Source organism: Streptomyces sp. AHU1, assembly GCF_045343905.1.
Lineage (GTDB): Bacteria > Actinomycetota > Actinomycetes > Streptomycetales > Streptomycetaceae > Streptomyces > Streptomyces triticiradicis.
This window is the reverse complement of record NZ_CP174283.1, coordinates 3,551,566-3,576,458: the sequence shown is the minus strand read 5'-3', so window position 1 is coordinate 3,576,458 and position 24,893 is coordinate 3,551,566. Positions and strand designations below refer to the sequence as shown.

General features: G+C 69.0%; 22 protein-coding genes. 12 read left to right on the top strand and 10 right to left on the bottom strand.

The window, feature by feature from the left end; genetic code table 11:
• Positions 1 to 54: 54 nt before the first annotated feature.
• From ACICHK_RS16075 to ACICHK_RS16060, 4 genes are all read left to right on the top strand, one after another.
• Complete coding sequence (locus tag ACICHK_RS16075) at positions 55 to 855, top strand: ABC-2 family transporter protein (RefSeq protein WP_151470890.1); 801 nt, start codon at positions 55 to 57, stop codon at positions 853 to 855.
• A gap of 136 nt (positions 856 to 991) precedes the next feature.
• A complete protein-coding gene (locus tag ACICHK_RS16070; RefSeq protein ID WP_406841238.1) occupies positions 992 to 1,849 on the top strand; it encodes an ABC transporter permease in 858 nt (285 codons plus the stop codon).
• An 88-nt stretch (positions 1,850 to 1,937) separates the two neighbouring features.
• Positions 1,938 to 2,888, top strand: coding sequence for an ATP-binding cassette domain-containing protein (locus ACICHK_RS16065; RefSeq protein ID WP_225860644.1), 951 nt, complete (start codon positions 1,938 to 1,940; stop codon positions 2,886 to 2,888).
• A 63-nt stretch (positions 2,889 to 2,951) separates the two neighbouring features.
• Entirely contained in the window at positions 2,952 to 3,821 is an 870-nt protein-coding gene (locus tag ACICHK_RS16060) for a DUF1707 domain-containing protein (protein WP_406837447.1), read from the top strand.
• A 103-nt stretch (positions 3,822 to 3,924) separates the two neighbouring features.
• On the opposite strand, the gene ACICHK_RS16055 is transcribed toward ACICHK_RS16060, so the two are convergent.
• A complete protein-coding gene (locus tag ACICHK_RS16055) occupies positions 3,925 to 5,247 on the bottom strand; it encodes an SGNH/GDSL hydrolase family protein (protein WP_406837446.1) in 1,323 nt (440 codons plus the stop codon).
• 529 nt (positions 5,248 to 5,776) lie between these two features.
• Here ACICHK_RS16055 and ACICHK_RS16050 point away from each other — a divergent pair.
• The 3 genes from ACICHK_RS16050 (at position 5,777) to ACICHK_RS16040 (ending at position 9,556) form a co-directional block, all read left to right on the top strand.
• On the top strand, positions 5,777 to 7,348 hold the full coding sequence (locus tag ACICHK_RS16050; RefSeq protein WP_406841237.1) for a DUF445 domain-containing protein: 1,572 nt from the start codon (positions 5,777 to 5,779) through the stop codon (positions 7,346 to 7,348).
• A 102-nt stretch (positions 7,349 to 7,450) separates the two neighbouring features.
• Positions 7,451 to 8,959, top strand: a complete 1,509-nt coding sequence (locus ACICHK_RS16045; RefSeq protein ID WP_406837445.1) for an MFS transporter — start codon at positions 7,451 to 7,453, stop codon at positions 8,957 to 8,959.
• Between the two features lie 123 nt (positions 8,960 to 9,082).
• A complete protein-coding gene (locus tag ACICHK_RS16040) occupies positions 9,083 to 9,556 on the top strand; it encodes a hypothetical protein (RefSeq protein ID WP_406837444.1) in 474 nt (157 codons plus the stop codon).
• A 37-nt stretch (positions 9,557 to 9,593) separates the two neighbouring features.
• On the opposite strand, the gene ACICHK_RS16035 is transcribed toward ACICHK_RS16040, so the two are convergent.
• Positions 9,594 to 10,103, bottom strand: coding sequence for a levansucrase (locus ACICHK_RS16035; protein WP_151470883.1), 510 nt, complete (start codon positions 10,101 to 10,103; stop codon positions 9,594 to 9,596).
• A gap of 65 nt (positions 10,104 to 10,168) precedes the next feature.
• The gene (locus tag ACICHK_RS16030) at positions 10,169 to 10,681 is read right to left on the bottom strand and encodes a DUF2269 family protein (RefSeq protein WP_406837443.1); all 513 of its coding nucleotides are present in this window, start codon (positions 10,679 to 10,681) and stop codon (positions 10,169 to 10,171) included.
• A 163-nt stretch (positions 10,682 to 10,844) separates the two neighbouring features.
• On the opposite strand from ACICHK_RS16030, the gene ACICHK_RS16025 reads away from it, so the two are divergent.
• The gene (locus ACICHK_RS16025; RefSeq protein ID WP_406837442.1) at positions 10,845 to 11,810 is read left to right on the top strand and encodes a GlxA family transcriptional regulator; all 966 of its coding nucleotides are present in this window, start codon (positions 10,845 to 10,847) and stop codon (positions 11,808 to 11,810) included.
• A gap of 57 nt (positions 11,811 to 11,867) precedes the next feature.
• Here ACICHK_RS16025 and ACICHK_RS16020 read toward each other — a convergent pair whose 3' ends face one another.
• A complete protein-coding gene (locus tag ACICHK_RS16020) occupies positions 11,868 to 12,170 on the bottom strand; it encodes a hypothetical protein (RefSeq protein WP_151470880.1) in 303 nt (100 codons plus the stop codon).
• Positions 12,171 to 12,563: 393 nt separating this feature from the next.
• On the opposite strand from ACICHK_RS16020, the gene ACICHK_RS16015 reads away from it, so the two are divergent.
• The gene (locus ACICHK_RS16015) at positions 12,564 to 13,775 is read left to right on the top strand and encodes a DUF262 domain-containing protein (protein WP_406837441.1); all 1,212 of its coding nucleotides are present in this window, start codon (positions 12,564 to 12,566) and stop codon (positions 13,773 to 13,775) included.
• Positions 13,776 to 13,784: 9 nt separating this feature from the next.
• Entirely contained in the window at positions 13,785 to 14,402 is a 618-nt protein-coding gene (locus ACICHK_RS16010) for a HEPN domain-containing protein (RefSeq protein ID WP_406837440.1), read from the top strand.
• A gap of 86 nt (positions 14,403 to 14,488) precedes the next feature.
• Here the strand turns inward: ACICHK_RS16010 and ACICHK_RS16005 are convergent, their stop codons facing one another.
• Together ACICHK_RS16005 and ACICHK_RS16000 are read right to left on the bottom strand one after the other, a co-directional pair.
• Positions 14,489 to 14,728 carry a DUF397 domain-containing protein gene (locus tag ACICHK_RS16005; protein ID WP_406837439.1) on the bottom strand — a complete coding sequence of 80 codons (240 nt, stop codon included), beginning with the start codon at positions 14,726 to 14,728 and terminating at the stop codon, positions 14,489 to 14,491.
• On the bottom strand, positions 14,728 to 15,573 hold the full coding sequence (locus ACICHK_RS16000) for a helix-turn-helix domain-containing protein (RefSeq protein WP_406837438.1): 846 nt from the start codon (positions 15,571 to 15,573) through the stop codon (positions 14,728 to 14,730). Before ACICHK_RS16000 ends, ACICHK_RS16005 begins: the two co-directional genes overlap by 1 nt.
• 222 nt (positions 15,574 to 15,795) lie before the next feature.
• Here ACICHK_RS16000 and ACICHK_RS15995 point away from each other — a divergent pair, with 222 nt between their 5' ends.
• The gene (locus ACICHK_RS15995) at positions 15,796 to 16,446 is read left to right on the top strand and encodes an ATP-binding protein (RefSeq protein WP_406841236.1); all 651 of its coding nucleotides are present in this window, start codon (positions 15,796 to 15,798) and stop codon (positions 16,444 to 16,446) included.
• On the opposite strand, the gene ACICHK_RS15990 is transcribed toward ACICHK_RS15995, so the two are convergent.
• The 3 genes from ACICHK_RS15990 to ACICHK_RS15980 form a co-directional block, all read right to left on the bottom strand.
• On the bottom strand, positions 16,436 to 19,579 hold the full coding sequence (locus tag ACICHK_RS15990) for a DUF3427 domain-containing protein (RefSeq protein WP_406837437.1): 3,144 nt from the start codon (positions 19,577 to 19,579) through the stop codon (positions 16,436 to 16,438). The genes ACICHK_RS15995 and ACICHK_RS15990 overlap by 11 nt on opposite strands.
• Positions 19,580 to 19,740: 161 nt before the next feature.
• Positions 19,741 to 20,754 carry an SEC-C metal-binding domain-containing protein gene (locus tag ACICHK_RS15985; RefSeq protein ID WP_406837436.1) on the bottom strand — a complete coding sequence of 338 codons (1,014 nt, stop codon included), beginning with the start codon at positions 20,752 to 20,754 and terminating at the stop codon, positions 19,741 to 19,743.
• A 100-nt stretch (positions 20,755 to 20,854) separates the two neighbouring features.
• On the bottom strand, positions 20,855 to 22,330 hold the full coding sequence (locus ACICHK_RS15980; protein ID WP_406837435.1) for a beta-1,6-galactanase: 1,476 nt from the start codon (positions 22,328 to 22,330) through the stop codon (positions 20,855 to 20,857).
• A gap of 294 nt (positions 22,331 to 22,624) precedes the next feature.
• Between ACICHK_RS15980 and ACICHK_RS15975 the strand changes: the two genes are divergently transcribed.
• Positions 22,625 to 23,443, top strand: a complete 819-nt coding sequence (locus tag ACICHK_RS15975; RefSeq protein WP_406837434.1) for a class E sortase — start codon at positions 22,625 to 22,627, stop codon at positions 23,441 to 23,443.
• 24 nt (positions 23,444 to 23,467) lie between these two features.
• Here ACICHK_RS15975 and ACICHK_RS15970 read toward each other — a convergent pair whose 3' ends face one another.
• Positions 23,468 to 24,883, bottom strand: coding sequence for an MFS transporter (locus ACICHK_RS15970; protein WP_406837433.1), 1,416 nt, complete (start codon positions 24,881 to 24,883; stop codon positions 23,468 to 23,470).
• Positions 24,884 to 24,893 lie beyond the last annotated feature (10 nt).

Below are 24,893 nucleotides of genomic sequence, written 5' to 3'. Positions count from 1 at the left end.
TAAGCTCCTGCGCTTTGGCTCGACTTGGCTCAACGCGGAGGAAAGGGACGGGTTGTGGGCACGGCGCGGTTGTACGCGGCTGTCGCGGCCAGCGGGTTCCGGCGGTACGCCACCTATCGGGTCGCCACCGCCGCGGGTGTCTTCACCAACACCGTCTTCGGGCTGATCCTGGCGTACCTGTTCATCGCCCTGTGGGACAGCAAGCCGCACCTCGGCGGCTACGACCAGGCGCAGGCGCTCAGTTACGTGTGGGTCAGCCAGGGGCTGCTGATGGTGGTCGCGATGATGGGCGGCGGCTTCGAGGACGAACTGATCGAGCGCATCCGTACGGGTGACATCGCGATCGACCTGTACCGGCCGGCCGACCTCCAGCTGTGGTGGCTCGCCCAGGACATGGGCCGGGCACTGTTCCACCTGCTGGGCCGCGGAGTGGTCCCGCTCCTGTTCGGCGCGCTCGTCTTCGACCTGGCGCTGCCCTCGGACCCGCTGACCTGGCTGGCCTTCCTGGTCGCGGTCGCGCTCGGGGTGGTCGTCGCCTTCGCGATCCGCTTCCTGGTGGCGCTGTCCGCGTTCTGGCTGCTCGACGGCGCGGGGGTGGCGCAGCTGACCTCCATCGCGGGGATCTTCTGCTCGGGGATGCTGCTGCCGCTGAACGTCTTCCCGGGCGCGCTCGGCGAGGTCGTCCGGGCGCTGCCCTGGTCCTCGCTGATCCAGGCGCCCGTGGACGTCCTGCTCGGCACGGCGGATCCGCTGGGCACGTACGCGGCGCAGGGCGCCTGGGCGGTCGCGCTGCTGGCGGCCGGGCGGCTGGTCCAGTCGGTGGCGACGCGGAGGGTGGTGGTGCAGGGTGGCTGACCCGGTGGAGGAGCGGGGCGCGGGGGTCGCGACGGGTCCGGCGGGTGTGCCGGGGACGCGGACCGGGGCGGGCGCGGCGGGTGTGCCGGAACCGGCGCGGGAGCGGGCGGCGCGGGTTGGAGCCCTCGGTGAGCCGGTGGTCCGCGCGGCGGACGCCCGTCCGTTCGAGCGGCAGGGAGTGTTCGAACGGCTGCGGGACGGGCTGCGCGCCTACCGGCTGATCACCGCGATGTGGATCCGCTCGACGATGGCCTACCGGGCCTCGTTCGCGATGACCGCCTTCGGGAACTTCGCGGCGACCGCCCTGGACTTCGTGGCGATCCTGCTGATGTTCTCGCGGGTCGACCGGCTGGGCGGTTACAGCCTGCCCGAGGTCGCCCTGCTCTACGGCGTGTCCGGTGTCGCGTTCGGGTTCGCGGACCTCGCGCTCGGCTCGATGGACCGGCTCGGGCGCCGGGTGCGCGACGGCACGCTGGACACCCTGCTGGTGCGTCCCGCGCCCGTGCTCGCGCAGGTCGCCGCGGACCGGTTCGCGCTGCGCCGCCTCGGCCGGATCACCCAGGGGCTGCTCGTCCTCGGGTACGCCCTCGCCGTCCTCGACATCCACTGGACACCGCTCAAGGTGCTGGTGATGCCGATGATGCTGCTCAGCGGCGCGGCGATCTTCTCGGCGGTGTTCGTGGCGGGCGGGGCGTTCCAGTTCCTCGCCCAGGACGCCTCCGAGGTGCAGAACTCCTTCACCTACGGCGGCAACACCCTCCTGCAGTACCCGCCGACCGTCTTCGCCAAGGACATGCTGCGCGGGGTGACCTTCGTCCTCCCGCTCGCCTTCGTCAACTGGCTGCCCGCGCTGTACGTGCTGGGGCGGCCCTATCCGCTCGACCTGCCCACGTGGGTCGCGTTCGCACCACCGGCCGTGGCGGCGCTGTGCTGCGCGCTGGCCGGGATCGCCTGGCGCGCGGGGCTGCGCGCCTACCGGAGCACGGGAAGTTAGGGGAGAGGCCGTGGCCGTCGCCGCAGACAGGGAACCGGCAGGTCCGGGCGGGGAGCCGGGACCGGGACCGGGACCGGGAGCGGGGTTCATCGAGCTCGACGGGGTCGAGAAGGTCTTCGACGTGCGCAGGAGGACGGGGTTCCTGCGCGGCGAGCGGCATCAGGTACGGGCCGTCGACTCGATCTCCTTCACCGTGGAGCGCGGCGAGATGGTCGGCTACATCGGCCCGAACGGCGCCGGCAAGTCGACCACGATCAAGATGCTCACCGGCATCCTCACGCCCTCCGCCGGGCGGCTGCGGGTCGCCGGTCTCGACCCGTCCCGCGAGCGCACCCGGGTCGCCCGCCGGATCGGGGTCGTGTTCGGGCAGCGGACGACGCTGTGGTGGGACCTCCCGCTGATCGACTCGTACCGGCTCATGCACCGGATGTACCGGGTGCCGGACGCCCGGTTCCGGGAGAACCTCGACCGCTGTGTCGAACTCCTGGAGCTCGGAGCCCTGTTGGACGTTCCCGTGCGGCAGTTGTCGTTGGGGCAGCGGATGCGCGGCGACATCGCGGCGGCCCTGCTGCACGACCCCGACGTGCTCTACCTCGACGAGCCGACGATCGGGCTCGACGTGGTCAGCAAGGTGCGGGTGCGGGAGTTCCTGCGGGACCTGAACGCCGATCGCGGCACGACCGTCCTGCTCACCACGCACGACCTCACCGACATCGAGCAGCTGTGCCGGCGGGTGATGGTCATCGACCACGGGCGCCTGATGTACGACGGCGCGCTGAGCGGGCTGCACGAGGTGGGGGAGAGCGAGCGGACCCTGGTGGTGGACCTGGAGCGGGAACTGCCCCCGATCGAGACGGAGTCGGCGCGGGTGGTGAAGGTGGAGGGGCCGCGCCAGTGGCTGGCCTTCCCCGCCGCGATGTCGGCCGCTCCGCTGGTGGCGCGGATCGCGGCGGAATATCCGCTGGTGGACCTTTCGGTGCGGGAGCCGGACATCGAGGCGGTCATCAGCCGCATGTACGCGGGGAAAGCGGTCTCCTAGGGAGAACTTCCGCGCGTGCGGGCCGGATGGCCCACGGGCGGGGGACCTCGTAGGCTGCTGCCCATGACCGACGAACTCCCGGAGCTGCGCGCCTCCGACGCCGATCGTGAACGAGTCGCCGAACAGCTGAGGGACGCCCTCGCGGAGGGCCGTCTCGACATGGAGGAGTTCGAGGAGCGGCTGGAGGCGACGTACACGGCCCGTACCTACGGGGAGTTGGCGCCGATCACCCGCGATCTGCCGGGCGCGGTGACGGCTCCTCGCGTCTCCATGGTCAAGCAGCCCGTGGACGACGGGAGTTGGGGATCGCGGATCGTCGGCGGCGAGGGCTCGTCCTCGTGGGCCGTGGCGGTCCTGTCCGGTTTCGAGCGCAAGGGCCGCTGGACGGTGCCGAAGCGCTTCAACTCCTTCGCCTTCATGGGCGGCGGCGAGATCGACCTGCGCGAGGCGAACTTCGCGGACCGTGAGGTCGTCATCAACTGCGTCGCCTTCATGGGCGGGTTGAACGTCATCGTGCCGCCCGGTGTCGAGGTCGTCGTCCGCGGCATCGGCATCATGGGCGGCTTCGACCACCGCGAGGAGGGCCGGCCGGGCGACCCCGGCGCGCCCAGGGTGGTCGTCACGGGCTTCGCCTTCTGGGGCGGTGTCGGTGTCGAGCGCAAGCTCACCCGCGCCGAGCGCCAGCGCATCAAGGAGGAGCGCCGCCAGGAGAGGCTGGAGCGCCGGGAGGCCCGCAAGGAACTGCAGGGCTCGCGGCGCGGTGACCTCGACGACATGCTCGACGCGGTCGACGAGGCCCGCGAGCTGTGGCGCGAGCGCCACGAGGAGCGCCGTGAGCGTGATGAGGAGCGCCGCATGCGCCACGAGGAGCGCAGGGAGCGGCACCGGGAGCGCCGGGAGGACCGCGACCGGCGGCGCGACGGCGGGTACTGAACCGCGGGCCGCCGGACCCGCCACGACAGGCGGGCCGTCGGTCCCACCGGGACGGCCGGGTCGCCGGACCCGCCGCGCCGGGCGGGCCGCCGCCCCCGGCTGATCACAGTTCCGCCGGGGCCGATCCCTTCAGGTCCGACAGGTCGAACACCTCGGCCATCCGCCGGAACCCCTTGTCGCTGGGGTGCAGATGATCGCCCGAGTCGTAGTCGGGCCGCAGCCGGCGCTGGTCGTACGGGTCGCGCAGCGCCGCGTCGAAGTCGACGACGGCGTCGTACACCCTCCCGGCCCGGATCTCCGCGTTGACCGCCCGGCGCACGGCCTCCCGCGCGTCCGTGTACCCGCGGTGGCCCCGGAAGGGCATCAGGGTGGCGCCGACGACCCGCAGTCCCCGCAGGTGCGCCCGCCGTACCAGGGTCCGCAGGCCGTCGGTCACGGTCCGGGGGTCGACCTGGTCGGGGTTGCGCAGGATGTCGTTGACGCCGAGGTCGATCACGACGGCCCTGACGTTCGTACGGCCGAGCACGTCACGTCCGAACCGGCTCAGCCCGCTGGGGCTGTCGGCCGACCGGCCGGGCCCCGCGTCGAGGACCTGGTTCCCGCTGATGCCCTGGTTGACGACGCTGTAGCGGGGCGTGCCGCCGGATCCGGCCGAGGCGCGCAGCCGCCGCGCGAGGACGTCCGTCCAGCGCCGGTCGGCCCCCACGGTGGAGGTGACGCCGTCGGTGAGCGAGTCGCCGAGGACGACGACGGTGCCCGTGGCCTCGTCGCTGAGCACGTCGAGGGCGGTGAGGTAGCGCCAGTACGGGCTGCGTCCGGTGTACGGGGCGGCGCTCACGTCCTCCGCGTGGTCGCCGTCGGCGACGTAGGAGATCTGCCGCGCGCGCGGGTGGTAGGTGACCGGGCCGGACGGGGTCGGTGAGTACGTCGTGACGAGGACGTCCACGTCGTGCGGGACGCGCACGCGTACGGCGTCGCTCATCACCTGTCCGCCGGCCGGGACCGTGACCGTCGTGGCGCCGCCGAACGTCAGACGGCGCATGGTGCCGGGCGCGGCGGCGGCGCCGTTTCCGGTCGCGGCGACGGCGATCGTGGCGTGCGTGACGACCAGCGGCTGCCGCCCGAAGAGATTGGACAGCGTGATGCGGGCACTCGTACCCCCGGCGGCCGTGTGCACGACGTTGCGCACGGAGCGGCCCGCCAGTCCGTCCCGCTCCGTGCCGGGCTCGGCCCCGGCCGGGGAGGTGGACCAGGAGCCGACCCAGGTGCCGGCGGAGGCGGGAGCGGCGGTGTGCGACGTGCGGCGATCGGCGACGCCGGCCCCGCTGCCGTCGTCGGCCGCGACGCCGATGTAGACGGCTGCGGAAAGGACCACGACCACGGCAAGGATCGCAGCGAGCAGGGCATAACCGTGACGCTTGGTCATGCGGTGCGTTTCTCCTCGGACGAGGGAGCCCGGGGCTCCGGTGGGATCACTCCATGATGGGTCATGGGACGGAGGAACTCCGACGCGCCCCCCTAGGGGTCCCCCGGTCGATCCCCCATCCGGACAGACGCCGGGAACTCCCGTGCCGTTCCAGGAGTCGGTGAGGAAGAGGGAGGAAGGGAGAGGAAGGGAGAAAGGAACAATGGGTACGGGGCGCGACGTGGCCTGCGAACGGGTGGAGTGAATGGAACGCACGAATTCGGGCGAGGCGGACGGCATGGAACGGCATGCCCGCCCCGGGAACGCTTCGAGCACCGGCAGCGCCGGCACTTCGGACGCCGCGGGCTCCGGCAACGCCGCGGACCCCGCACACCCGGCGGAGGCAGGCAGCGCCTCGGGCGCTGCGAGCTCCGGGAACGCCTCGGGCGCCGACACCGCCGGGAACGCCTCGGGCACCGGCACCGCCGGGAACGCTTCGAACCCCGTGCACCCGGCGGGGGCGGGGAACGCCTCGGATCCCGCGCACCCGGTGGGGGCAGGGAGCGCTGCGGGCGGCGCGGGCTCCGGGAGCGTCTCGGGCGCCGATACTGCCGGGAACGCCTCGGGCATTGGCACCGCCGGGAACGCTTCGAACCCCGTGCACTCGGCGAGTGCCGGGAGCGCCTCGGACCCCGCACACCCGGCGGACGCAGGGAGCTCCTCGGGCGCCGATACTGCCGGGAACGCTTCGGGCACCGGCACTGCCGGGAACGCTTCGAACCCCGCGCACCCGGCGGACGCCGGTGGTGCCCCGGACCCCGGGGTCGTCCGGACGGCCGCCGCGCCGCCGGGACGGGCGATGAACACCTTCAGCCCCGCCGACGAGGAGAAGCGCCGCGGAGTGCGCCGGATGAAGGCGACCGCCACCGGCCTGCTCCTCTTCGTCGCCCTCGTCTACGTCCTGGCCAAGTGGGCCTCCGGCGCAGGCGCGGGCCCCTGGGCCGACTACGTCGCGGCGGCCGCCGAGGCGGGCATGGTCGGCGCGCTGGCCGACTGGTTCGCGGTCACGGCCCTCTTCCGGCACCCGCTCGGCCTGCCCATCCCGCACACCGCGATCATCCCCACGAAGAAGGACCAGCTCGGCGTCTCGCTGGGCGAGTTCGTCGGCGAGAACTTCCTCTCCGAGGAGGTCGTCCGCCAGCGGCTGCGCGCGGTGGGCATCGGCAACAGACTGGGCGCCTGGCTCGCCGACCCCGAACACGCGGACCGGGTCACGGCCGAACTGGCCGCCGCGCTCAGGGGCGCGCTGACCGTGCTCCGCGACTCCGACGTGCAGGCCGTCGTCGGGGAGGCGATCACCCGCCGCGCGGACGCCCAGGAGATCGCGCCCGGCATGGGCAAGATGCTGGAGAAGATCGTCGTGGACGGCGGCCACAGACGGTTCGTCGACCTGGTGGTCGCCCGTGCCCACGACTGGCTGGTGTTCCACGACACCCAGGTGATGGACGCCGTCCAGGGCGGCGCGCCCGGCTGGACCCCCCGTTTCGTCGACAAGAAGGTCGGCGAGCGGGTCTACAAGGAACTGCTCCGCTTCGTCACCGAGATGCGCGACTCCCCGACCCACCCGGCCCGCGGCGCCCTCGACCGGTTCCTCACCGACTTCGCCGCCGACCTGCAGTCCGACACCGACACCCGCGCGCGCGTGGAGCGCCTCAAGGGCGAGGTGCTGGGCCGCGGCGAGGTCCAGGACCTGATCGCCTCCGCCTGGACGGCCGTACGGTCGATGATCGTGTCCGCGGCCGAGGACGAGCGCAGCGAACTGCGGCTGCGGGTGCGGGCCTCCCTGCTGTCCCTCGGCGCCCGGATGGCCACCGAACCCAAGCTCCAGGCCAAGGTGGACGGCTGGGTGGAGGGCGCCGCCGTGTACGTCGTGACGACGTACCGCAAGGAGATCACCTCGCTCATCACGGACACGGTCGCGGGCTGGGACGCCGAGCACACGACCAAGAAGATCGAGGCGAACATCGGCCGTGACCTGCAGTTCATCCGGATCAACGGCACGGTGGTCGGCTCCCTGGCCGGACTGCTGATCTACGTGGTGTCCCGGGCGCTGGGCGGCTGACCGGCCGCGCGGTGTCCCGGGTGCGCGGTGTCCCGGGTGCCGGGGCTTAACCCTCCCCGGGGCGGGAACCCGGACCGGGCTCGCCCCACGGAGAGGGAATCCATGTCAGCCTCCGCCTCACCGGCCCCCGGCCCCGCCGCCACCGGCACGGTCACCACGAACGTCCCTTCCCGCCTGGACCGGCTGCCGTGGTCCCGCTGGCACTGGATGATCGTGATCGGACTGGGCACCGTCTGGATCCTGGACGGCCTGGAGGTCACCACCGTCGGCAACATCGCGGGCCGGCTCTCCGAGGACGGCAGCGGCCTGTCCATCACCTCGGCACAGGTCACCGGCATCGCGGCGGCGCTCTACGTGGCGGGCGCCTGCGCGGGCGCCCTGTTCTTCGGCTGGCTGACCGACCGGTACGGCCGCAAGAAGCTCTTCATGATCACGCTGGCCGTCTACCTCTCGGCGACGGCCCTGACCGCCCTGTCCTTCGACGCCTGGTGGTTCTTCACCTTCCGCTTCCTCACCGGCTTCGGCATCGGCGGCGAGTACGCGGCCATCAACTCGGCGATCGACGAGCTCATCCCCGCCCGGTTCCGCGGCCGGGTCGACCTGATCATCAACGGTACGTACTGGCTCGGCGCGATCGGCGGCGCACTGCTGTCGATCGTCATGCTGAACACGGACATCTTCCCCAAGGACCTCGGCTGGCGGCTGACCTTCGGCCTCGGCGTGGTCCTCGGCCTGGTGATCCTGCTGGTCAGGCGGCACGTTCCGGAGAGCCCGCGCTGGCAGTTCATCCACGGCCGCGGTGAACAGGCGGAGGAACTGGTCACCTCGGTCGAGGAGGAGATCGAGGAGGAACGGGGCGAACCGCTGCCGGCGGCCGAGGGCGAGATCACCATCGAGCAGCGCAAGAGCATCGGCTTCGGCGTCATCGCGAGGACCGTCTTCGGGAAGTACCCGAAACGGGCCGTGCTCGGCCTCGCCCTCTTCGTCGGCCAGGCCTTCCTCTACAACGCGATCACCTTCGGCTTCGGCGCCATCCTCACCACGTTCTTCGACGTGCCCACCGGCGCCACCGGCTACTACTTCGCCGTCATCGCGGCCGGCAACCTCCTCGGCCCGCTGCTGCTCGGCAAGCTCTTCGACACCCTCGGCCGCCGGGTGATGATCTCCTCGACCTATCTGCTCTCGGGCCTGCTGCTCTTCGTCACCGCCTGGCTCTTCGACCAGGGCTCGCTGAACGCGGTGACGATGACGGCCTGCTGGTGCGTGGTGCTCTTCTTCGCCTCGGCGGGCGCCTCCAGCGCCTACCTGACCGTCTCCGAGGTCTTCCCGATGGAGACCCGCGCGATGGCCATCGCCTTCTTCTACGCCATCGGCACCGCGGCCGGCGGCATCAGCGGCCCGCTGGTCTTCGCCGACCTCACGAAGTCCGGCGTCGTCGCCGACACGGTGCTCGCGTTCCAGATCGGCGCGTCCCTGATGTGCGCCGCGGGCCTGGTCGCCGTGTTCCTCGCGGTCAAGGCCGAACGCCGCTCCCTGGAGGACATCGCCGCACCCCTGTCGACGGCACCGGCGAGGACGGGCGCCCCGGCGTCCTCCGCGCGGGCGACCTGAACCCGGGGGCGCCGTCGACCCGCGCGGGGCTCGTACGCGTAGTCCTTTCCGGGGTGTCCGGGGCGCCCGTTCTGAGTACGCGTACTCTGTCGCGGCCCCGCCGGACGGGGAACCCTCGTACCCATGACCGAGAAACTGCTCCGCCCTCTGCGAACGCGCCCCTGGCCGGAACGCTGGCTGACGCGTGTCCTCGGCGCCGCCCTCTCCTGCGCGGCGTACCTCGTCTGCATCCCCTGGGACCTGCGCAACCGCCCCGAGTCACCGGGCTCCGAGGTGGAGACCACCCCGGTGACGGGCACGGGTGTCCTCGCCCTCGCCGCGATCCTGCTGCTCCTGGCCGTCCACTTCGGACTCCGGGACGCGCTGGCCTGGCCGCTGCTCCTGGTCGCGGCGCCCCCGGCGGTCCTGCTCCACGTGTCGCTGCGGACCCATCCCGGTCCCGCGGACGGTCTGGCCGGGGCGTGGCCGCTGACCTGGGCGGCCGTCACGCTGCTCGGGGCCACCGCGGTGCTGGTCGCGAGCGCGCTGGCACGGCAGTTCAGAACGGACCTGGTGGACGCCATGGAGGAGGAGATGGCCCTGGCCGGCCTGCGGTGAGACACCGCGGCCGACCGGGCGGCACAGGCTCCTGCGCCTACTGGCCGTAGAAGTACCGCGAGCTCTTCTCGTTGAAGTACGAGGCGTAGACGCGCCCGAGCATCGGCTTGCCGCGGTACATCCCCACGTACTGACGCGAACTGTCCACCACGACGGGCCGCGTCATGCAGGCGAACTTGACCCGCTGCTGGGCCTCGGCCCACTGCACGGCCGCCGGATCGACCCGGTCGCTGACCAGCAGCGGGAAGGCGCCGATGCCGTTCTGGAAGCCGACGGGCAGACCGCCCTTGTTGTCCTTGGCGTACTTCATCACCTGGTCGGTGAAGCCGGATATGGCCTGCACGGTTATCTCCGGGACCGCCGCGGCCACCGTGAACAGGTGCAGCTTCGTCCCCATCCAGCGCATCCGGAACTCGCTCCGCCGCCCCACGAGCACGGGCACCCCGGCCCAGTCCTCCCACCGGGTGGTACATCCGTCCCCGGTCAACTGTTGCTCCACGAAGGACAGGTAGGTGCCCGGAGCGGATTGCTGCTGGTTCGCGTCCATGGCGGGGATCCTAGGGCCCGGGGGCAGCGGCCGGAACGGGTGGTACCCGATCGACCGGACAGTTCCTAGGCGCCCGTCGTGGACCCCGGCCGGATGATCATCAGGACGGTGACGGTCGCCCACAGCAGGTTGAAGATCCCGGTGAACATCGCGAGCCGCACGGTCGCCGCACGGTCCACGGCCCGCACCCGGAGCGCCCCTTCCTGACCGTCCCCCTGGACCTCGGCCCGCTCGGCCCCCTCAGCGCCCTCCAGGATCGCGCTCTGCCGGGGCAGCACCAGCGCGGCGAGGACCACGGCCGCGAGCGCGGTCAGCACGATCGAGACGATCAGCCAGGTGTCGCCGAGCACACCCATGTCGCTCGCCGTGGCGAACCCGAAGACGGGGACGGCGACGCCCGCCACGGCGTACACCTGGCAGATGCGGTGCAGCAGCCGGACGGTGGCGAGGGCGCTCGGGTCGTCCGGCGCTTCGAGAGCCTTGCGCGCGGCCGGCGGGAACATGCTCGCGGCGACCGTGACGGGCCCGACGGCGACGATCGCGGCGATGACGTGGACGGCGAGGAGGAACTTGGTCACGGGGTGACGGTAGAGGCCGGGCGGATCACGGAGAAGTGGCACTTTTGCCAGAGCCCAACGGATTCTCGCCAGCAGGTCTCCTAGCAGGCCGGAGCCGGAAAAGGCGTCGGCGAACCAGCTGGACGCGCATGACGAGAACCCGGCGCATGCCTACGCTCTGGTCATGCACACCGTGGCCGTACTGGCGCTCGACCAGGTCATCCCGTTCGACCTCTCCGCTCCGATCGACACCTTCGGCTGGGCCCGGCTGCCCGACGGCCGCCCGGCGTACCGGACCCGGGTGTGCTCGGTCACGGCGGGCGCGGAGGTGAGCGCGGGCGCGTTCACGCTCCGCGCCCCGTATGGCCTGGAAGCGCTGGCAGAAGCGGACACGATCATCGTGCCGGGGGTGGCCGACCCGTCCTTCACGCTCCCGCCGGGCGTCGCGGAGGCGCTGCGCGCGGCGGCCGCGAACGGCACCCGGATCGCCTCGATCTGCGTCGGCGCCTTCGTACTGGCCGCCACCGGCCTGCTGGACGGACTGCGCGCGACCACGCACTGGGTCGCGGCCGGGGAACTGGCGGCCAGGCACCCGGAGGTGACCGTGGACCCGAACGTGCTCTACGTCGACAACGGCCAGTTCCTGACCTCGGCGGGCGCGGCGGCGGCGCTGGACATGTGCCTGCACATGATCCGCAAGGACCACGGTTCGGCCGTCGCCGCGCACGCCGCCCGGCTGTCCGTGATGCCCCTCGAACGGGAGGGCGGCCAGGCCCAGTTCATCGTCCACACCCAGCCGCCGGCCCCGGCGGGCACGGCCATGGAGCCGCTCCTGGACTGGCTGGAGGAGAACGCGGAGCGTGAACTGACCCTGGAGGACATCGCGGCCCACGCCGGGATGAGCACCCGCACCCTCAACCGCCGCTTCCGCGAACAGACCGGCACGACCCCGCTCCAGTGGCTGCACCGGGCCCGGGTACGCCGCGCCCAGTACCTCCTGGAGACGACCACGTACCCGGTCGAACGCATCGCCACCCAGGCGGGCTTCGGCTCCCCGACGGCTTTCCGTGACCGCTTCAAACGGGTGGTGGGGACGAGCCCCTACGCCTATCGGCGGGCGTTCCGGGGCGTGGAGGAGCCGGCTTCCTGAGGTCCGGGCGTCGCCCTGTCCGGGGTCGGTCCGGCCTTGGCCGAGCCCTGACCCGACTCAGGCGCGCCGGTCGGCCACGGCCCAGGAGGCGAGGGCCATGGCACCGGCGACACCGAAGACGGCGGGCCAGGCGCCCACCTTCTTGGCCAGCGGGTGCGACCCGGCGAACGCGGCGACGTACCCGGCGGTCAGCACCCCGGCGGCCACGCCCCCGGCCTCCTGCTTCCATTGCCGCGCGGCGGCGACCCCGGCGGCGGCGAGCACGACCCCGCCGAGCTGCCGCTTCCTCGTCCACCGGGCGACGCCGTACCCACCGACAAGCCCCCCGGCGGCCACCACCGCGGCCGGAACCTTCGCCATTGTCTCCTCCTGCTGCCGTACACCCGTCCAGGGCTACTTCTGAGGCTAGCGCCCCGGTTCGACAGACCTGCGGACTGCCCTGCTTGATGCCGTGCCTCCCGGTGCATAGAGCTTCGGTCATGTAGCTCACGTAACTCATTTCAGGGTCGCGACCAACACCGAGTGGTGCTACGTCAGTGGAGCCCTGAAGGCTTCGCGTCCTAGTTCCGAGCTTGGAGGGGATGGCGGTGTCCTGCGGGACGTCTGAGCGGCTGCGCTCTGGGCCCTGTGAAACAGACGGGTAGTTGAGCCGAGTTCCTGTTTGGCATGCCGACGGGCCAACTGGTCTGCAAAACTAGGTTAGTTGAGAGTGGCTTGATACCAGGGAACACCACGGGTGAGGGACGGAGCGACATGGCGAACGATGACGTGCCCGAGTGGGACGATGCAGATGGGGAAGAGGAGGACACTGCCGCATCGGTGACCTCTGAGGAGGTCACCCGGGCTGTTGTCACGGACACAGACTGGACTGCCGAAACCATTCTCAGCCAGTTGCGTCGGGGTAACATTCAGCTCAACCCCAGATTCCAGCGTAGGGACGCCTGGAACAAGCCCAGGAAAAGTCGCTTCATTGAATCTCTGATCCTCGGTTTGCCGATTCCCCAGATTGTTTTGGCGGAAGATAAGAATCGGCGTGGAAAGTTCATTGTACTAGACGGTAAGCAGCGACTCTTGGCTCTTCGGCAGTTCGCGGCGGGGTCGTCATTTGCGGCATCTGCAGAAGAAGAAGATTTCAAGGGTTTCTCGCTTACCGGACTTGAAGTTCGCGAAGACTTGCGTCTTGCTACGCTCCGCAAGATGGAGCATGACGATAGCTATGTTGACGATCTAAACTCGCTCCTTAACGAGACCATTCGTACTGTCGTCGTGCGTCGTTGGCCGAACGAAGACTTCCTTAATCTGGTTTTTCTTCGCCTGAACACGGGCAGCGTCAAGCTGTCTCCCCAGGAACTTCGACAAGCCCTGCACCCCGGTCCATTCACCGACTTCTTGGACGACTGTGCATCGGAGAGCGAATGGCTGCGTGCGGCCCTGCGCATCGATAAGCCAGATTTTCGAATGCGTGACGTCGAAGTGCTGCTCCGGTACTTTGGATTTCAGTTCACTTTGGATGAGTATACGGGGAATCTGAAGAAGTTCCTCGATGACACCGTGAACCTCCTTAATGCCCAGTGGGAGAAGGAGGAGGTTCGTATCAAGCAGGTTGGAAACAACTGCAATCAGGCCATTGAGGCGACGTTCAAGATTTTTGGCGATAATGCATTCTATCGCTGGGCTGCGGGTAAATATGAGGGACGCTTCAATCGGGCTGTATTCGATGTGATGACGTACTACTTCTCGGAGGAGCCGATTCGGGTCAAGGCTTTTTCCCGTACGTCGAGCGTCGAATCTGCTTTCCGCGATCTCTGCGACACTAGTCCGCGATTTGTTGAGTCAATCCAGACCACGACTAAGACTCCACTAGCCACTCATCGACGTCTATCGCTCTGGGGCGAAGCTCTCAGTGGCGCCCTCGATATTCAGTTGCGCGTCCCTGAATTGCGTGACAATCGCCTCATCCCGTAGGAGTTTCAGGTGAGTTCTTCACGGTTCGATGAACTGGAGAGGCGGATCAGAGAACTGCGACAGAATTTCTTGCCGCAGGAATTTGACCCCACGGGAGACTATGAGGACCTTGTCTACGAGCAGACGCGCGCTTTTAGGGTTCTGGCGCACGCGGAGTTTGAGTCTTTCATTGAGGACCGTGTCATCGAGGTCATCGATCAAGCTGTTTCCGGATGGAAGGCGAGTGGCTCAATAGCCATTAGCCTTCTAGCGGTCGTAGCGTACAGAGAATCGGCTCCATCCATCCCTGAATCTTTAAGCGAGGCTGCTGCCAAGCCGGTGAAATATCCTGCATTGGAGGCGCGAATAGAAGCTGCGCGGGCCGATATGCACCGTTATGCACGCAAGCAGAATCACGGCATAAAAGAAAAGAACCTCCTCCGGTTGCTCTTGCCTATCGGCTTGCAGGAATCCGATATCGAATCTGGGTGGCTCAGCGCAACCGAGACCTGGGCCACTGCCCGTGGGGATGCTGCCCATAAGGGGGCGAAGATGCAAGTCAAGCCCGATCCTCAAAATGAGCTCAAGACGGTAAACGTGGTCCTGGATGGATTTCGTGATCTCGATATGCGGATGGAAAGCAAGTAGGGTAAATTAGAGAGGCTTGCATCCTGCGCCCTCCGGCGCAAATGACCTTGCGTCGGAGGGTGGGTGCATCTTTTCGGCTAATTTGGTCAGTCCTCGGGATTGAAGGAAACCGAATCTCGGCTTTCGGTTTCTAGCATCGTCTTGCTCCGCAAGGCTTCTATGAAGGCATGCCATGCTGGCCTATGGACAGTGATCATGGCGCCATGGATGTTCTTCGAGTCGCGCAACAGAGCCCCATCCTCTGTAAGCGCACACTCCACGCACTCTGTCCCGCTACCGCCGCTGTAGGTGGACTTGAACCACTGGTGCGTCGGGGTTGAGGCCATCAGGGCTCCTTGCTTATGCGATCGATGATCTCAGCAGAGGATTCCAGATCGAGTGCCTGTGCGCTGAGGTATTCGAACGCCAGCCTGTAGCGCTCCAGTTCTTGTGGCTTCTCCATGAACAGGCCGCCGCCGATCAGATCCACATAGACCACGTCCAGCTGGCGGGTCACCCCCCTCAGGACGGCGAAACTACCAACGGCGGCCGCATGGGCACCCTTTGAGAACGGCAGTACCTGGAGCGTCACATGGGGGCGTTGTGACACCGTGAGTAGATGGATGAGTTGCTCACGCATGACGTCGCTGCCGCCGACCCTACGTCGTAGTGCCGCCTCATCAACAACACACCACAGATGCGGCGGATCATCTCGATCGAGCAGTTCCTGTCGCTTCATGCGAATGTCGACCATGTGCTGAACTTCTCGCTCTGCACACTGCACCTCTGAAGCTCGGTGCACGGCTTCGGCGTATGCGCGCGTCTGGAGGAGCCCTGGAATGTACATGCAGGCGTAGTGGTCCTCGCGGACTACCTCGTCCTCAAGTGTGAGCATGAGGTTCATGGATTCGGGGATGGGATCAGCCAGGGATCGCCACCAACCCTGGATCTTCGCGCCCTTGGCGAGCTCGACCAGGGCGAGTCGCTCTTCGTCGGAAGCGTCGTACTCGCGGCACAGGGCGTCCACCGCTGGCCATTTGACGCTGCCTTCCTTGGTCTCGTAGCGGCTCAGGGTCGCCTTGGAGATCCCCACGCGTGCGCCGGCTTCTTCCAGGGTTTGTCCCTTCGCTTCGCGGAGGCGACGCAGGTCGGCGCCAAGTTGGCGCCTGCGGGTCGTGGGTCCGACTGCCATGTTTCAAGGCCCTTCATGTCGATGCGTTAGATCGTGCGGGGCGTGAGAGTGCGGGGGCAAGACGGCGTGCGCCGGGGGCATTCGGGTAGGCCGCGAGCTCCTCTTTGCTCGATGTGAGAGTTCCATTTTGAGAGTTCCAATGCAACTCTCTGTGTGTAACTCGTCGCGATGGGCGACCGAGTCGAGCGGGAAGGACTTGCCGTGGTGCACAACGACCCACCCATGAGCAGGAAGCCGTGGAGCCTCGACTTCCTGGCAGAACCCGAGGAAGTAGCTGCCCTACGTCGACTGATGCGCCTCCACCTGACCCTCTGGGGGCTGCCTGAGGTGATCGAGGGAGCTCAGCTCTGTGTGACTGAGCTGGTTTCCAACGTCATCACGCACGTGGGCCCAGGCACTCCCACGACCCTCGCGGTGTCCGTGAGCGGTTCGCTTCTGAGGATCGAGGTTCAGGATCCAGACACCCGAGCTCTCCCCACTCTGCTTCAGACCGGAGTTGACTCCGAAGGCGGTCGCGGTATCGCCCTTGTCGAGGCCACTGCTGTGCGTTGGGGCGTCGAGCTCTACGGAGACCGGAAGGTGACGTGGTGTGAGTTGGTGTCAGCCGCAGTCGTGCCTGTGTCGGTGAGCAGCGGGCCGCACTCGAGTAGAGCCGAGGGGTTGCTGGACCTGTATGGAGCAGAGGGGGCGTTCGATGGAGGGTTCGCTGGCTCGTGCCGCTTGAGCATGGCTCAAGCGGAGAAGTCGGCGATTGAGATCATCGCCGACCTCCTGCATTGGTTCCATGCGCGAGGCCGAGACGCTGACGACCTCCTGGACCGGGCCCAGACGCACTTCGAGGCGGAAGACCGCGGAGGCCGAGTCAACTCGTGATCGAGGCGTACGAGCTCACATCAGCAGGAAGCTCGTGATGGAGATCCCAGGCGATCGCCATGGGCTTGCTGCCGGAGTGGTCGAAGTATGTGGCTGGTCCCAGAAGCATCCACGGTTCGGCCTTGCCGATGCTGTTGCGCTTGTAGCGGCGCAGAAAGAGCAAGACATGGCTTCCGAGCTGGTCGTGCTGCTGGTAGCGCAAGCCAGTCGCGGAGTTCGCCGGAGTGGTGCTCTGGGACTCCCAGTGGAAGCGGGTCGGGCTGAGCGCGTAGTCCTTGTACCGGACCGTGGGGGAGAAGTCGCGCTCGCTCTTCTCCAGGGTGATGAGGAGGGCGTCGGTCTTGAGTTCCTCCACCCATCGCACCCCTTGTCCGAAGTCCCGGGGCATCTGACCCCCCAAGCGCGCCACCCCCAGGGCCGAGAGGATCTCGGAACGGTTGTAGGAGCTGTGGATCTTCAAGGGAACGTGAGCGAGCGGGCCTTCCAGCGGAAGGGGGAAGTGGTCTGCCTCTTCGAGGGCGTACGAGAGGACCTGCTGGAGTTCGTCCCGCAACATCGGCTGCGACCGTAGTGAATCAAGACCCTGCCGGTAGTTGGAGAAACCTCCGGCGTTGTCCCACAAGTTAAAGAAGAGCATGCGAGCGTACGCCGCTTCCCCCACGGACAGGGAGTCGTAGTGGGGGGCGTCATCTGCGAGCAGCCGTAGATACGCGTGGATACGGTCCGGGTCGTCGACGTGCAGGAAGGCATGGACGCGCTTGAGGAGCTCTGCTTCACCAGGCGGTGCCTCCCCATGGATGAAGCCGGCCTTGCGCAGCACCTTGGTCCAGGAGTTGTCGCTTTTGTAGAGCTCCTGGATGTCCCGGCGGCTCTCGCGTAGGTAGTCCGCCAGCCGCGGGGTGCTGTAGTCCCTGGCTTCTCTGGCCAACGTGGTGATGGTGGCCTTGAGCTGCGTACGGATGTTGTCCAGGACGAGGTCCTTGGACTTGCCCTCCAGGATGATCTGGCACCCGGACGGCAACTGCGGGAAGTCCTGCTCGATGCTGTTGACGAGCCGGTTGCGGGACAGGTTCGTCAGGGCCTGGAACTGTTCCTCGAAGCGGAACTCCGCTCTGTGCTGGCCGATGAAGTCGAGCACTGTCAGGACTGGCTTGTTCGGCGTGCGGCGCAGTCCACGTCCAAGCTGCTGGAGGAAGACGGTCGCGCTGTTGGTAGGGCGCAGCAGTAGGAGCGTGTCGACATCAGGGATGTCCAGACCCTCGTTGAACAGGTCGACAGAGAAGATCACCTGGATGCGACCTGCTTTGAGATCGTCAAGCGTCTGCGCGCGTACCTCGGGGCGGGAGTCGCTGTCGAGAGCCGCGGCTTGGAATCCTGCCCGACGGAAGCAGTTCGCCATGAAGTGCGCATGCGCCTTGGACACGCAGAATCCGAGGGCCCGCATGGAGGCGGGAGCCGAGATCTTGTCCTCAACCTGCTTGATGACGATGCGCGCCCGAGCCTCGTCACCTGTGTAGAGATGGCCGAGTTGATCCCGGTCGTAGGTACCCGAGCGCCAGTTGAGGCGGGTCAGGTCCGTGCCGTCCGGAAGACCGAAGTAGTGGAAGGGACAGAGCAGATCGTTCTCCAGGGCCTCCCAGAGGCGGAGCTCCGCGGCGATGCGCCCGTCGAAGAACTCGTTCTGCACACTGCGCCCGTCCATCCGCTCTGGGGTAGCGGTGAGACCCAGCAGCTGGGTCGGCTTGAAGTGCTTGATGACCCGTCTGTACGTCTCGGCCGTGGCGTGGTGGAACTCATCGATGACGATGACGTCGAAGTGCTCGGGGTCGAGCTGCTCCAAGCGCTGGAGGTTGAGCGATTGGACGCTGGCGAACACGTGTGTCCAGTCGCGTGGCTCTTTGCCGCTGTGGAGGAGTTCACCGAACGAGGCGTTGTCCAGCACTTCCCGGTAGGTACGCAGAGACTGGTTCAGGATCTCCTTGCGGTGGGCGACGAAGAGGAGCCGGGGGAGGTCGCCGCCGCGTTTGTCGCGCATGCTGCGGTAGTCCAGTGCGGCCATGACGGTTTTACCCGTCCCGGTTGCAGCGACGAGGAGATTCTGGTTACGACCGCGAATGTCGCGCTCGACGCGGAGTCGCTCCAGCATGTCTTTCTGGTGGGGGAGGGGATGCACCTCAAGACCCGAAAGGCTGATCTTGAGATCACCAGTCGAGCCTGTGCCCCCCGCCCGGGCAAGTGCGTCAGCGAGCCGCTCGCCGTCGCGATCAGGGTCGTACTCCTCGAAGGCGGTGTCGGCCCAGTACGCGTCGAAGGTCGCCTCGAACTTGTCGAGCACCCTCGGCGTGGCGATCGATGACAGCCGTACGTTCCACTCCAGGCCATCGAGCAAGGCAGCTTTAGAGAGGTTCGAACTGCCTACGTACGCGGTGTCGAACCCCGTGTTGCGCCGGAACAGCCATGCCTTGGCATGCAAGCGCGTCGATCTGATCTCGTAGTTGACCTTCACCTGGGCGTCGAACTCGCGCACCAGTCGGTCCAAAGCATGTCGATCGGTGGCGCCGATGTAGGTGGTGGTGATGACCCGGATGGGGACCCCACGTTCTTTGGCCGCGCGGAGCGAGTCCTCGAGAACCCTGATCCCGTACCACTTCACGAACGCGCAGAGCAGATCGATGCGGTCGGCGGTAGCGAGCTCGGCTCGCAACTCAGCCCCCAGGCTCGGATCATCCGGCGCATTGGTGATCAACGCTGTTTCAGACAGCGGAGTCAGGGGCCTGATGGCATACGCGCCGGGCGCCTTCTGCTCAGCCAAGGCGAGGAGCTGGCGAGGGCCATCGACAATGGTGGTCGACGATTCGTCCGCATCCGGGTCCGGCACGCTGCTGACGAGGGACTGCATGATCTGGTTGGCTGCGGCGACCTGCTTGTCATGAGGCAGCAGGCTCAACCGTCGCCCCACAGCTTCCCCGATGTAACGCGCCAGGACATGGGGCGACGACTCAGCGCTGACCTCAGCGTGAATCGGCTTCCATCCGGCCGCGCTCAGCTGGTCGATCTGTGCCTGCACGTCTTCGGTGACGAGCTCCTCGTACACACCCGCGACAGGCTGTGACCCATCCCCTGACTGAACCATGCTGGCCCCCGCTCGCTCATTGCGCCGTGCACAGTTCTAACAGGGGGCACTGACACGATCGAGTCCGGGGCGAAGGGCCAAGATGAAGGTGCACCCCGTCTGCTCGTAGCCCGGGGTGCACCTTCATGTGAAATGACGGGTCGTGGCAGTGCCACTGGACATCACACAGCCCCGTGACACTCCCCGTAAGCAACCCCCGACCCGCACCAGCACCCCGCCCCCCGCTGCGGCGGCCAAGCCACCGCCAGGCCCCTGGCCGCCAGGGTCGTCGCGTACTGGGGGAGGAGGGTCGTGTCCGAGGGGGACGAGGCCTCCGAGGCGGCGAAGGCCTCGTAGGAGGGGACCGTGGCGGTGACGATGCCGAGGTTCGGGGTGCCGGAGCCCGCCAGTTCGCGCAGGGACGCCTCTATCGTCGCGAGGTGCTCGCCGTGCGAGGGGTACTCGGTGGTGAGGTCCGGGTACGCGGTGGTCAGTTCCGTGAGTTCGGGGGCCGACCAGTGCAGGACCGCCACCGGGAACGGACGGGACAGGGCCTCGCGGTAGGCGCCCAGTTCGGCCTGGAGGCGGGTGATCTCGGCCTGGAGCTCCGCCGGGTTGTCCGAGCCGAGGGACCAGATCCGCTTCGGGTCGTGGAGCTCGTCCAGGGAGATCGGGGACGAGTGGAGGGTGTCGGCCAGGGCGTCCCACTCGTCGTGCGCCGCGCCCAGCATGCGGCGCACCCGGTGGCGGCCGAACAGGAGGGGGAGCGTGGAGTAGGGGGGCTCCGGTACGTCCGTCAGGAGCAGGGTCGTTCCCTCGGTGAAGGTGTCCTGTGCCGCCTCCAGCTCGTCGTGCGACTCCAGGGCCTCCGCCACGATGACCCAGGGGGCCGGGTCACGGGGAGCCGCGGCCCGGACGCCGTCGATGATCGCGCGGGCCTCGGCCTCGTGGTCGTACTCCCACAGGTTCGACGCCTTCAGGGCGCGTACGAGGTACGGCTTCTCCAGCGGGGTGTCCGAGGCGAGGAGGCGGTCGTAGAGGGTGGTGGCGCCGGGGCGGTCGCCGGCCAGTTCGAGGTGGGCCGCGGCCTGCAGGAGCAGGTGCTCGGCGTCCTCCGGGTACAGGCCGACGGCTCGCTCCAGGCGAGCCGCTTCGGCGGTGTGGTCGACGTTCTCGGCAGGCGTGTCGGGGCGCATGGGGGACACCGTACTGCCGCCGGGCCGTCAAGGAGAGAGACCTGCTGGCCAGAGACACGGGAGTCCCCGAGGGCCCCCTCCCGTGCCCCTCGACCCCGGCTCACAGCACCACCCCGTCCACCTGCAGCGTCTGCACCGCCCCGGCCGCGAACGGCACCGCCAGGGACTTGCCGCTCAGGTAGGTGTCCGAGTGGGAGGCGTAGAGGTCGCCACCGCCGGACGTCAGGGTGTTCCAGCGGGGGACCAGGCCGCCCGTGCCGCCGGAGACCGCGGTGAAGCGGGAGAGGTCGAAGGTCAAGGTCTGGGCGGACGTGGCCTTGTTGGCCGCGACGATCACCAGGCGCTTCGCCGTCGCGTCGTACGCCGCCACCGCGTAATCGACACCCGTGCCCACGATCGTCATCCCCGGGCGGATGTGGCGGCTGAACTGGGCCATCACGTAGAGCTTCGTCTCGACCGCGCCGGCCGTCAGGGTGCTCGCGTCGTACTTGATCATGCCCCAGCCCGCGGTCGGGTCCATCACCTGCCAGTACACCCAGGCGGTCGGGTGCAGCCAGCGGAAGTCGAGGAGGAGGTTGCTCGCCAGGGTGAGGCCGGTGCCGTCCCCGTCGCCGTACTCCGAGTTCCAGAGCGCCTTGCCGGAGGTCGTCACGGCGTCCGTGTAGAGGAGGTCCCGGCGGCCGCCCGAGCCCTGATAGCCGTGCACGTTGACCCGGTCGACCAGGGCCTTGGTCGTCGAGCTGAAGGAGCCCCATGTCGTGCGGGCCAGGTCGTAGCTCGTCTCGTCGGACGCGGAGATCCTGGTGGCTGTCAGGCCCCGTTTGTCCAACTCGCTGCGCAGATAGGGGAGTACGGCCGACTGGACGGAGGCGTCCATGTGGCAGCCCTCCTGGGTGCCGGTGGACGTCCACCAGCCGGAGGAGGGCTCGTTGAACGCCTCCACGGTCGCGAAGTCCACGCCCCAGTCCGTCTTCGCGCGGAGGGCGACCGCCGCGAGGTGGGAGGCGTGCTGGCGGTGGTTCCAGGACTGGAGGTTGTTGCCGCCGCCGGACGCGCCCGAGGGGCTGTGGTTCAGACACATCCACCACATGGGGGAGTTGGCGAACAGTTCGCTCGTCGCGCCGCGTGCCGTCGCCCTGGTGAGGGCGGCGCGCTGGGTCGCGTCCGCCGTCCACTTCCAGGCCGAGGACGTCGGGTCCTCGTTGTTCCAGTCCTGCCAGTACCCCTCGATCTGCTTGAAGGAGGGGATGTTGGCGGAGACGGTCATGGTCTCGCCGCCGACGCTGTTCCAGCTGCACGCGCCGAGGTTGTAGCGGGCGATGGTCAGTCCGAGGCCCGGGCGTGAAGCGCCGTCGTACGTGGTCGACCTGGTGGTGAAGAAGAGGTCGGCGAAGTCGTCGCGGGCGCCGAAGACGTTGGCCCACCAGGCGAGTGAGGTGCCCCAGCCCTCCCATCTCCCGTACGTGGTGGCCGGGTTGACGGCGATCGTCGCGTCGGCGCGGGCCGTGCCCGTCGCCAGGGCGCCGCCGAGGGCCGTACCGCCCGCGGCGGCCAGAAGCGTTCTGCGTCGGATCATGGCCGGTCTCTCCGTCCGTCTCGGATCGACTCGCAGTGTCTGCCGTGGAGTCGGCCGTCTCTGTCGACTCGACTCGACTCGACCTCGAACGCGGTCGCCGGGGCGTTCCCGTCGGCGTCCGCCCGTTCCGGTGATGCCATCAGGAAGCATCGGGTGTGGCGCCTGAGGTTGTCGAGGGATGTGACAGCCCTTTCTCGAACCGGTGGAGGAAGCCTTGGGAGGTGCGGCGGCCGCGCGGGGCTGGAGAGTTGGCGGGGCCGCGCCTATCGTGCGCCCGGCGAAGGGGGGGTACGGATGCGGGCTCCGGGAGTCGTTCACCACGGCACGCGGCGACGGCGGGCCGCGTACCGGCGCGTGCTCCTGAGCGGCGCCGAGGTGTTCGTCACCGTCGGGGTGGTGCTGCTCCTCCTGGTCGCGCACCAGCTGTGGTGGACCAACCGGCAGGCGCGGCACGGCGCCGAGCGCAAGGTGCAGGCGCTGGAGCGGGAGTGGGGGACCCCGGCCACGGGGAGTGCCGGGAACGGTGGTGGCGCGGAGTCCGGTGCCGGTGCGGCGGCCGGGAGCGGCGGGGGCGGGAAGGACGGGACCGGGCGGACGGCGGGGCGGAACTCCCCGTCCGGATCAGGGAGTGGTGGCGGTGGTGCCCAGGAGCGGCCCCGCCGGTCCCAGGCCTACGCCGTCCTCGTCATCCCGCGGCTCTCCCTGCGGGTGCCGGTCGCGGAGGGGGTGAGCAAGGCGGACGTCCTGAACAAGGGGTACGCCGGTCACTACAAGGGCACCCAACAGCCGGGCCAGGCGGGGAACTTCGCGCTCGCCGGGCACCGGAACACGCACGGCGAGCCCTTCCGGTACCTCCCGAGGCTCCGGCGCGGTGACACGGTCACCGTCGAGACGAGGGACGCCGTGTACACGTACACCGTCGACCGGATCCTTCCGCGGACCTCCGCGCGGGACGTCGGGGTGATCCGCCCGGTGCCGCGCAGTACCGTCCGGCCGTCGTACGGGTACGGCGAACCGGGGTACTACATCACGCTCACCACGTGCACCCCCGAGTACACCTCCCGGTACCGCATGGCGGTGTGGGGGAAGCTCGCCTCCGTGCGGCCCCGGTGACGGACGCGGGCTCCGACGGTCAGGTCACGCCCGGTCCCGCAGGACCAGGACGCTCGCCGCGGCCAGTGCGGCCAGCCCCGCCGAGACGGCCATCGCGACGTCCGCGCCGTGCGCCGCTCCGCCGGTGGAGGTGACCAGGGCGATCGTGAGGGCGACCCCGGCGCACGACCCGATGTAGCGGAACGTCTGCTGGGCGCCCGAGCCCATCGCCGCGCGGGTCGCGGGCACGGACTCGACGGCCAGCAGCGGCAGCGCGGCGTTGAGCAGGCCGCTGCCCACCCCGGAGAGCACGAAGCCCGGGAGCAGGCGGACCCAGGAGCCGGAGCCGATCGCGCCGAGCATCGTCAGGACACCGGCCGCGTGCAGCGCGAAACCGAGGGCGAGCTGATGGCGGTGCGAGACCCGGCCGGCGAGGCGGCGGGCCTGGAGGGCGACCGTGAAGGAGAGGCCGGACCACAGCAGGAACAGCCACGCGGTGTCCATGGCGGACATTCCGAGCGCCCGCTGGAGCAGCGCCGGCAGGAAGCTGAACAGGCCGATCACCGCGAGGCCCGTGAAGAGCCCGCCCGCCGACGAGGCGAGGAAGCGGCGGTGCCGGAGCAGACCGAGGTCGATCATGGGCGTCCCGCTGCGGCGTTCGACGGCGACGAACACGGCCATCAGGACGAGGAACGCGGCCAGCAGCAGGCCCACCGGCGCGCGCAGCCAGCCGTCGCGGCCGAGCGTCAGCGCGGCCACCAGCGACACCAGCGCGAGACCGAAGGTCAGCGCCCCCGCGAGGTCGGGCCGGCCGCCGCGCGGTGCGCGGGACTCGGCCAGGGCGCGGGTGCCGAGGAGGGCGACGACCAGGGCGGCGGCGCCCAGGACGGCGTACGCCGTCCGCCAGTCCCAGCCCGCTATCGCCCCCGCGAGGAGCGGGCCCGCCGCGATCCCGCCGCTGACGAACGCGCCCCACACCCCCGTCGCGCGCAGCCGCCCGCGCGGGGTCGGGAAGGCGTGCACGATCAGCCCGAGGCTGCTCGCGAGGATCGCCGCGCTCGCCGCTCCCTGCGCGACGCGGGCCAGGGTGAACAGCCAGGTGGAGTTCGCCAGCGCGCCGAGCGCGGTGGTGAGGCCGAGGGCGACGGTGCCGGCCAGGAAGATCCGGCGGCGGCCGTAGTCGTCCGCGAGGCTGCCCGCGACCAGGAGCAGCGCGGCCAGGCCGAGCGGGGTGCCGTTGAGCAGCCAGGCCTGCGCGGAGACCGAGGTGTGCAGGGCGGCCGCGGTGTCGGGGAGCGTGACCATCGGGGCCGTGTAGGTCATCAGGGCCACGGCGGTGGCGGCACTGGTGAGGGCGAGGGTCGAGGTGGCCCGCGGAGCGTCCGCCGCCGGAAGGGTCCGGGGGACCCCGGCCGTGCGCGCGGGCTGCGTCCTGGTGTCGGGCCGGTCGAGCGGGGTCATGGTGTGCCTT